2 tRNA genes are annotated in these 263 nt (G+C 49.8%); both read left to right on the top strand.

Features of this window, described 5'->3' with window-relative positions:
• Nucleotides 1-64 precede the first annotated feature (64 nt).
• Nucleotides 65-137, top strand: a tRNA-Asn gene (locus QMG93_RS35150).
• Between the two features lie 8 nt (nt 138-145).
• Nucleotides 146-234: transfer RNA gene (locus tag QMG93_RS35145), tRNA-Ser, on the top strand.
• Nucleotides 235-263 lie beyond the last annotated feature (29 nt).

Genomic DNA, 263 nt, shown 5'->3' with positions numbered 1-263 from the left:
CGGGAGAGTAGGACGTCGCCAAGCGGATATGATTCGACACTTCATACTCCTTAACTGTTAACGTTCCCTGATAGCTCAGTTGGTAGAGTACTCGACTGTTAATCGAGTTGTCACAGGTTCGAGTCCTGTTCGGGGAGGCATTCTTGGAGAGGTGTCCGAGCTGGCCGAAGGAGCACGATTGGAAATCGTGTAGGCGTCACAAGCGTCTCGAGGGTTCGAATCCCTCTCTCTCCGTAGATTTGCATCAAGGTATTTATTTAAAG

It is taken from the genome of Paenibacillus tyrphae, assembly GCF_027925525.1.
Lineage (GTDB): Bacteria > Bacillota > Bacilli > Paenibacillales > NBRC-103111 > Paenibacillus_G > Paenibacillus_G tyrfis_B.
This window is presented reverse-complemented; position numbering and strand designations above follow the sequence as displayed.